This is a genomic window from Affinirhizobium straminoryzae (assembly GCF_007004135.1).
Classification (GTDB): domain Bacteria; phylum Pseudomonadota; class Alphaproteobacteria; order Rhizobiales; family Rhizobiaceae; genus Neorhizobium; species Neorhizobium straminoryzae.
Genome location: NZ_VJMG01000112.1, coordinates 1 through 7,120, shown reverse-complemented (window position 1 = coordinate 7,120; position 7,120 = coordinate 1). Strand labels below are relative to the sequence as shown.

The window sequence follows — 7,120 nt, the reverse complement described above, 5'->3', positions numbered from 1 at the left end:
CCAAAGCGAGGGGCCGGGCAGGAGCGGTCGGGCGCTTGAAGCCGTATTTCCAGCCCATGCTGGTGACTATTCGCCTGCGGCCTGTCCAGGACGGCGCCAACATCGCGTCCCAGACAACTGACATAAAATCCCAGCCGGCGATCACCCGCTTGTGAGGCTGCTGATCCTCATGCGAGGTTTCGACGTTCTGTGATCGGAGATGACCTGAATGCGCGCTGCCGCCTTTTTGCTCTCGACCCTGATGGGGGCGAGCTTTTTGCTGCTGCCTCTCGTGGCGCAGGCCAATGAGGAACTGGTGCTGGAGAACAAGACGGATGGCATGATCATCCGCTTCACCGTGCGGCCGGCGGATGGCAAGGGCCAGAAGGTTGAATTGCTGAAGAAGCGCGGTCTGGCGGCCGGCAAGTCCCGGACCCTGGTCGTGCCGACGGACGGCAAGACCTGCCTCTACTCGATCTTCGCGGAGTTCGAGGCGCCCGATTACCAGCAGGGCTATGAGAATGTCAGCGACAAGCTGGATGTGTGCGAGGTCGGAACCTACACAATCGAATGACAGTGTGCGTCTCTGAAGATTAGCCGTTGTGGCGTTCGTCAAGCGTAACGCGGGGCAGGCCGGGTGTTCGCGAACGCAACGGGCCGCTCCCGGTCGGGTGCGGCCCGCGCTCTATGCGGCGATGGCGTGCGTGGCATGCCGCCGATCGGTCTTACGGGGTCACTGTCAGGCGGGCCTTCATTCCGGCTTCGAAGTGCCCCTTGATGTTGCAGAGCAGCAGGTACTCGCCGGCCGCCAGCTTCACCTTCAACTGGCCGTCCTTGCCGGCCTTCAGGTCTGCCACTTCGCCGAGGCTCTTCAGTTTCGATTCATCGACACGGTGCTTGGCGGCATTGACCGGGATCGTCTGATCGGCCGATTTCAGCTTGATCAGCACCATTTCGTGCTCTTCGGTCATGGCGTCGTTGTGCACCTTGAACGTCACGTCGCCGGCCGGCACTGTGGTGCGGTCAAGCGTGATCGTCATCGGGCCACCACCTTCGCCATCTTCCTTCACCATGATGGTGCTGGCCGCGAAGGCCTGGGTGGAAAGCAGCAGCGAGGCGGCAACGAGGGTAAAATAGCGCAGTGAAAAGGCCATGGGGTTTTCTCCGTGTGTCAGCCGGGGGAACGATGGACCCGAAAGCTGACAGCATCCTGAAGGCCGGCTATGTCTGCGACGCCTTGTCGTCGACGATGATATCTCTCCGGAACAGGATGAAGATGATCATCGCGAGGAAGGCGATGCCGCCGCCCACGAAATGCGACAGTGCAAAGCCGCCCTTCGTTACCAGCCAGCCGGCCACCACATTGCTGAGCGAGGCGCCGACGCCCTGGATCGTCATGACGGAGGCGAGGCCGAGATTGAAGCGGCCGGTGCCCTTCAGCATGTGTTCGACGGCGACCGGCGTCAGGATGCCGAGCAGGCCGGCGCCGACGCCATCGAGGAATTGCACGGGATAGATCACCCAGAAGCCGGAAAAGCTGCCGGCCAGCAGGCCGCGCAGCGGCAGCGCACTCAGTGCAACGAGGAAGATCACTGACAGACCGAAACGCCGGATCAGCATCGGCGCAAGCGCGGCCACGACGATCATCGCAGCCTGGGCAACGCCGGTGATGATGGCCGTCGTGCGAAACGGTGTCTGCAGTTCCAGTGCGAAATCCTGGGCGATCAGACGCCCCATCGGGGCATTGCCGAAATGGAAGATGAGGAGAATGATCGCCAAAAGCAGAAGGCCGCGTTCCCTCAGGAGAACACGGATGCCCGATGGGGCATGGCTGCCCGCATCCTTGTCCAGACCGCGCGCCACATCATGGTCGATGCGGTTCGGATCGATTGCGACGATGGCGGCAAGCGTTCCGAGGGCGGTTGCGATCATCAGCCAGGTCATGCCGCCGGTGCCGAAAGCCGGCACCACGAGAAACACGGCGAAAAGCGAGAGAAAATTACCGCCGTGGTTCCAGAATTCGTTGCGGGCGATCTGCCGGGCAAACAGCCGTTCTCCGACAAGGCCGAGCGTGAGGCCGGCGAGTGCCGGCCCGATGATGGCGCCGACGAGGGCCGTGCCCATCTGCCCGAACCACACCACGGCGGGGTTTGGAGAGAGGAGGGTGACGAGAGCCGCGATGGTGACGAAGATCACCGGACCTGCGATCAGGGCGCGTTTCCAGCGGCTGTTATCGACCAGTTCGCCGAAGATCGGCGTTGCGACGAGACCGATCAGGCCACCGGCGGTGGCGATGGCGCCAAGCGCCATGGACGACCAGCCATTCGTGGCGAGAAAGGCATCCAGAAACGGCCCCAGCCCATCCCGCGCATCTGCCAGGAAGAAGTTCAGCACGGCAAGGGCAACAAGGGAACGGTCGGTGAGGAAGCCGGACGAAGATCCGGTTTGCGGAGAGGACGCGACGGACATCGGGAACCAGATGTTGTGAAAGCCGCATCCTTAATGCGCGGCCTGGAACATGGTTGCTGCCGCCGGAAAATGTTCCTTCACGTTCCGTTGACCTGGCGCTGTGACCAAAATGCGTTTGTCGGCTGCATTGGAGCGTTTCCGGCGAACACGCAATCGCCCGACACGCTCCATCTTTTTTGTTTTCAGGCAATTCCGAACGCGAAACCGGTCCCCACTTTCGACGGAATACTCTAGCTTCTGTTGATCGATGAGAGCATCTGCCACAGATCGGCACCGGTCTCGAATACCATGGCGTTCGCCCTGAAGCCGATCGACGCCTCGGTCTGTGCGAGCATGTCCTGAAGCGGCTCGCTGCCTTGCGCCGTGTCTGACGGTTTCACCTGTGCCGTCACGCCTCCGGTCGGGCTGGTAGAGAATTGGGTGGAGAGGCGGGAATAGCCGGTGGTATCGGCATTGGCAACGTTGTTGGCCGTGGCGGAAAGCCGCATAAGCTGTGCCTGCATGCCCGACAATGCGGTGTTGCTCACGGCGCTCAGTGTCATCCTTCCCCACCTCTCCGGGCAAATATGCCTGGGGCCGGAGTATAGCGACCGGATCACATCTGTCTTGCGCGGGCCTGCGTCACGCTTGATGAAGGATGAAGCGTGGTAAACCTCGACCGTTTCGGTTTACCGCTTTGCAACCTCCTGTGCGGCGGCGGCACGGTTTTGCTGCTGTTTCCCCTCGGGCGCTGCCGCCTTATCGCCGAGGTCTCGACAAAGCGCTCCCCCTGGCGGGCAGGGAGAGCGTGACAGACATTCGTCTGCGGATTGCGGCCTTTATTCCGCTGCCTGCGCATAGTCCTCCATCGGAGGGCAGGTGCAGACGAGATTGCGGTCGCCATAGACATTGTCGATGCGGTTGACCGGCGACCAGTATTTGTCCACGCGGAACGAGCCCGGCGGGAAGCAGGCCTGTTCGCGGGAATAGGGCCGCGTCCATTCGCCAACGAGATCTTCCACCGTGTGCGGGGCGTTCTTGAGCGGATTGTTCTCCCGGTCCATCTTGCCTTCCTCGATCTGACGCGCTTCTTCGCGGATCGCCAGCATGGCGTCGCAGAAGCGGTCGATCTCGGCCTTGGTCTCCGATTCGGTCGGCTCGATCATCAGCGTGCCGGCCACCGGCCAGCTCATGGTCGGCGCATGGAAGCCGCAATCGACCAGGCGCTTGGCGATATCGTCCACCGTCACACCGGCGGAAGCCGCCAGCGGGCGGGTGTCGATAATGCATTCATGCGCGACGCGGCCCGATGCGGACTTGTAGAGCACGTCATAGCTGCCTGCGAGGCGGGCCGCGATGTAGTTGGCGTTGAGGATCGCCACCTTGGTTGCCTGCGTCAGGCCTTCGCCCCCCATCATCAGGCAGTAGGACCAGCTGATCGGCAGGATCGAGGGCGAACCGAAGGGCGCGGCCGAGACGGCACCGTCGCGCCCGTCCCATTCCGGATGACCGGGCAGGTAGGGGGCAAGGTGCGCCTTGACGCCGATCGGACCCATTCCGGGACCGCCGCCGCCATGCGGAATGCAGAAGGTCTTGTGCAGGTTGAGGTGGGAGACGTCGGAGCCGATGTCGCCAGGGCGGGCAAGGCCCACCATGGCGTTCATGTTGGCCCCGTCGAGATAGACCTGACCGCCATGCGCGTGCGTGATCTCGCAGATCTCGCGCACTGTTTCCTCGAACACGCCATGCGTGGACGGGTAGGTGATCATGCAGGCCGAGAGATTGGCGGAATGCTGTTCGGCCTTGGCGCGGAAATCATCGAGATCCACGTCGCCGTTTTCCTTGGCCTTCACAGGCACCACCTTCATGCCGACCATCTGCGCCGAGGCCGGGTTGGTGCCATGCGCGGAGGTTGGGATGAGGCAGACATCGCGATGGGTATCGCCGCGCGCGATGTGGTAGTTGCGGATGGTGAGAAGCCCCGCATATTCCCCTTGCGCGCCGGAATTCGGCTGCATCGAGAAGGCATCATAGCCGGTGATCTGGCAGAGTTTGGCCGACAGATCCTCGATCATTTCCTTGTAGCCGGCGGCTTGGTCGACCGGAGCGAAGGGATGCATGTCGGAGAATTCCGGCCAGGTGATCGGCAGCATTTCCGCGGTGGCGTTGAGCTTCATGGTGCAGGAGCCGAGCGGAATCATTGCCCGGTCGAGCGCCAGATCACGGTCCGAGAGCCGGCGGATATAGCGGGTCATCTCGCTTTCGGCGCGGTTCATGTGGAAGATCGGATGCGTCATGTAGGGTGACGTGCGCAGCAGGTCCTTCGGCAGACGATAGTCCGCGTCGAAATCCGAAACCTTGAAATTGCCGCCAAAGGCGCGCCACACGGCTTCCAGCGTCACCGGACGTGTGCGCTCATCCAAGGACATGCCGATCTTCGTGGTGCCCACCTTGCGCAGGTTGACCCCTTCGGCCACGGCGGCGCGCAGGATGAGCCCCTGCATGTGGCCGACGTCGACGGTAATCGTGTCGAAGAAGGTTTCGGGTTCTACCGTATAGCCGAGCTTTTCGAGACCCTTGGCCATCAGCACGGCCTTTCGGTGCACCTGCTGGGCAATCGCCTTCAAGCCTTCGGGGCCGTGGAAGACGCCATACATGGAGGCCATGACGGCGAGCAGCACCTGTGCGGTGCAGATGTTCGACGTCGCCTTTTCACGGCGGATATGCTGCTCGCGGGTCTGGAGCGACAGGCGATAGGCGCGGTTGCCGCGGGCATCGACGGAAACGCCGACGAGACGGCCGGGCATGGAGCGCTTGTGCGCATCCTTGACCGCCATGAAGGCTGCATGCGGACCGCCATAGCCCATCGGCACGCCGAAGCGCTGCGAGGAACCGATGGCGATGTCCGCTCCCATCTCGCCGGGCGACTTCAGAAGCGTTAGCGCGAGCAGATCGGAGGCGACGGCAGCCACGGCACCGGTCTGGTGCAGGCGGGCAATCAGGCCAGCGAAATCACGCGCATGGCCATGCGTGCCCGGATACTGGAAGATCGCGCCGAACACATCGACCGGATCGAGATCCGTGAACGGGTTGCCGACGATCACCTTCCAGCCGAGTGGGGCGGCGCGGGTTTCGATCAGCGCGATCGTCTGCGGATGGCAGTTCGCATCGACGAAGAACGCGGTCGCCTTCGACTTCGCCTGACGCTGGCAAAGCGCCATGGCTTCCGCGGCTGCAGTTGCCTCATCCAGCAGCGAGGCGTTGGCGACATCAAGGCCCGTCAGGTCGCAGATCATCGTCTGGAAGTTCAGGAGCGCTTCGAGACGGCCTTGCGAAATTTCCGGCTGGTAGGGCGTATAGGCCGTGTACCAGGCCGGGTTTTCCAGAATGTTACGCTGGATGACCGGCGGCGTGATCGTGCCGTAATAGCCCTGGCCGATCAGCGAGGTCAGTGGCTGGTTCTTGTTGGCGGTTTCGCGCAGGCGGTCGAGCGCCTCGCGTTCGGTGAGTGCTGCACCCCAGGCCAGCGGCTCGCGCTGGCGGATGGAGGAGGGCACAGTCGCGTCGATGAGGGCATCGAGCGAACGGTAGCCGATCACCTTCAGCATCTCCGCCATTTCGGAGGGCGAGGGGCCGATATGACGCCGGTTGGCGAAGTCATAGGGCTGGTAATCGGTGAAGTGGAAATCGCGGGTGTCAGACATCAGCCGATCAGCTCCTTGTAGGCGGCTTCATCCAGCAGGTCGTCGGCATCGGCCACATTGGCGAGCTTCAGCTTGAAGAACCAGCCCTTGCCTTGCGGATCGGAATTGACGAGCGAGGGGTCGGCGGTAATCGCTTCATTGATCTCGACGATCTCGCCGGACAGCGGACAATAGACATCCGAGGCCGCCTTCACGCTTTCGACGGTTGCGGCCTCGCCGTTCTTGTCGAACGTGGCGCCGACCTCCGGCAGTTCCACGAAAACAAGGTCGCCCAGCTGGTCGGCGGCGTGCTGGGTGATGCCGACGGTTGCGACATCGCCTTCGAGCTTCAGCCATTCGTGTTCAGCGGTGAATTTCAGCATGGGAGGTCCTCTTTGATCTGTTGAAAGACATGGTTCGTTTTACCGTGCAGTCCCCTCTGTCCCAACGAACAAAGGGGGGCGTGAACGCAAGCATCCGAGAGCTATCTCTTGTATGTCGGCGTGACGAAGGGCAGGGCGGCGACGGTGACCGGCAGGTATTTTCCGCGGACTTCCGCAAAGACCTGTTTTCCGACATCGGCAAATTCCGTCGGCACATAGCCCATGGCGACCGGGCCTTCGGCCGAGGGACCAAAGGTGCCTGACGTCACTTCGCCGATTTCCGTCTGGCCTTCGGCGTCGGCATACAGTCTGGCATGCGAGCGCACCGGCGCCTTGCCTTCCGGCTTCAGGCCGACGCGGCGGCGGGTTGTGCCGTTCGCCAGTTCGCCAAGAATGCGGTCTGCACCCGGGAAACCGCCGGTACGGTCGCCACCGGCCTTGCGGGCCTTCTGGATGGCCCATTCGAGGGCGGCCTCGATCGGCGAGGTCGTCGTGTCGATGTCGTTGCCGTAGAGGCAGAGGCCGGCTTCGAGCCGCAGCGAATCGCGGGCGCCAAGGCCGATCGCCTCGCAATCCGGATGCGCCAGCAGCGCCCTGGCCAGTTCCTCGGCCTTTGTCGCGGGCACG

Annotated in this window: 7 protein-coding genes; 1 reads left to right on the top strand and 6 read right to left on the bottom strand. The window is 62.8% G+C overall.

Translation table 11 applies throughout. The annotated features are described in order from the left end of the window. The first annotated feature begins 208 nt into the window (after positions 1-208). The gene (locus tag FNA46_RS25230; protein WP_143127998.1) at positions 209-553 is read left to right on the top strand and encodes a hypothetical protein; all 345 of its coding nucleotides are present in this window, start codon (positions 209-211) and stop codon (positions 551-553) included. A gap of 151 nt (positions 554-704) precedes the next feature. Here FNA46_RS25230 and FNA46_RS25225 read toward each other — a convergent pair whose 3' ends face one another. The 6 genes from FNA46_RS25225 to FNA46_RS25200 all read right to left on the bottom strand — a co-directional run. After that, complete coding sequence (locus FNA46_RS25225) at positions 705-1,133, bottom strand: plastocyanin/azurin family copper-binding protein (RefSeq protein WP_143127997.1); 429 nt, start codon at positions 1,131-1,133, stop codon at positions 705-707. 67 nt (positions 1,134-1,200) lie between these two features. After that, positions 1,201-2,448, bottom strand: coding sequence for an MFS transporter (locus tag FNA46_RS25220; protein ID WP_143127996.1), 1,248 nt, complete (start codon positions 2,446-2,448; stop codon positions 1,201-1,203). Positions 2,449-2,678: 230 nt separating this feature from the next. Beyond that, positions 2,679-2,990 (bottom strand): flagellar basal body protein, encoded by a 312-nt coding sequence (locus FNA46_RS25215; protein ID WP_143127995.1) that lies wholly within the window; start codon positions 2,988-2,990, stop codon positions 2,679-2,681. A gap of 276 nt (positions 2,991-3,266) precedes the next feature. Then, entirely contained in the window at positions 3,267-6,131 is a 2,865-nt protein-coding gene (gene gcvP, locus FNA46_RS25210; RefSeq protein WP_143127994.1) for an aminomethyl-transferring glycine dehydrogenase, read from the bottom strand. Continuing rightward, positions 6,131-6,493, bottom strand: a complete 363-nt coding sequence (gene gcvH, locus FNA46_RS25205; RefSeq protein WP_143127993.1) for a glycine cleavage system protein GcvH — start codon at positions 6,491-6,493, stop codon at positions 6,131-6,133. The genes gcvP and gcvH overlap by 1 nt, the downstream gene beginning before the upstream one ends. A 101-nt stretch (positions 6,494-6,594) precedes the next feature. Then, positions 6,595-7,120: glycine cleavage T C-terminal barrel domain-containing protein (locus FNA46_RS25200; RefSeq protein ID WP_281288990.1), on the bottom strand; the 526-nt coding region annotated here is incomplete at its 5' end.

What these genes read in the sequence shown, in the direction of transcription:
- FNA46_RS25220 (WP_143127996.1), bottom strand. Translation starts at nt 2,448, where the DNA reads ATGTCCGTCGCGTCCTCTCCGCAAACCGGATCTTCGTCCGGCTTCCTC.
- gcvP (WP_143127994.1), bottom strand. Translation starts at nt 6,131, where the DNA reads ATGTCTGACACCCGCGATTTCCACTTCACCGATTACCAGCCCTATGAC.
- FNA46_RS25230 (WP_143127998.1), top strand. Translation starts at nt 209, where the DNA reads ATGCGCGCTGCCGCCTTTTTGCTCTCGACCCTGATGGGGGCGAGCTTT.
- FNA46_RS25215 (WP_143127995.1), bottom strand. Translation starts at nt 2,990, where the DNA reads ATGACACTGAGCGCCGTGAGCAACACCGCATTGTCGGGCATGCAGGCA.
- FNA46_RS25225 (WP_143127997.1), bottom strand. Translation starts at nt 1,133, where the DNA reads ATGGCCTTTTCACTGCGCTATTTTACCCTCGTTGCCGCCTCGCTGCTG.
- gcvH (WP_143127993.1), bottom strand. Translation starts at nt 6,493, where the DNA reads ATGCTGAAATTCACCGCTGAACACGAATGGCTGAAGCTCGAAGGCGAT.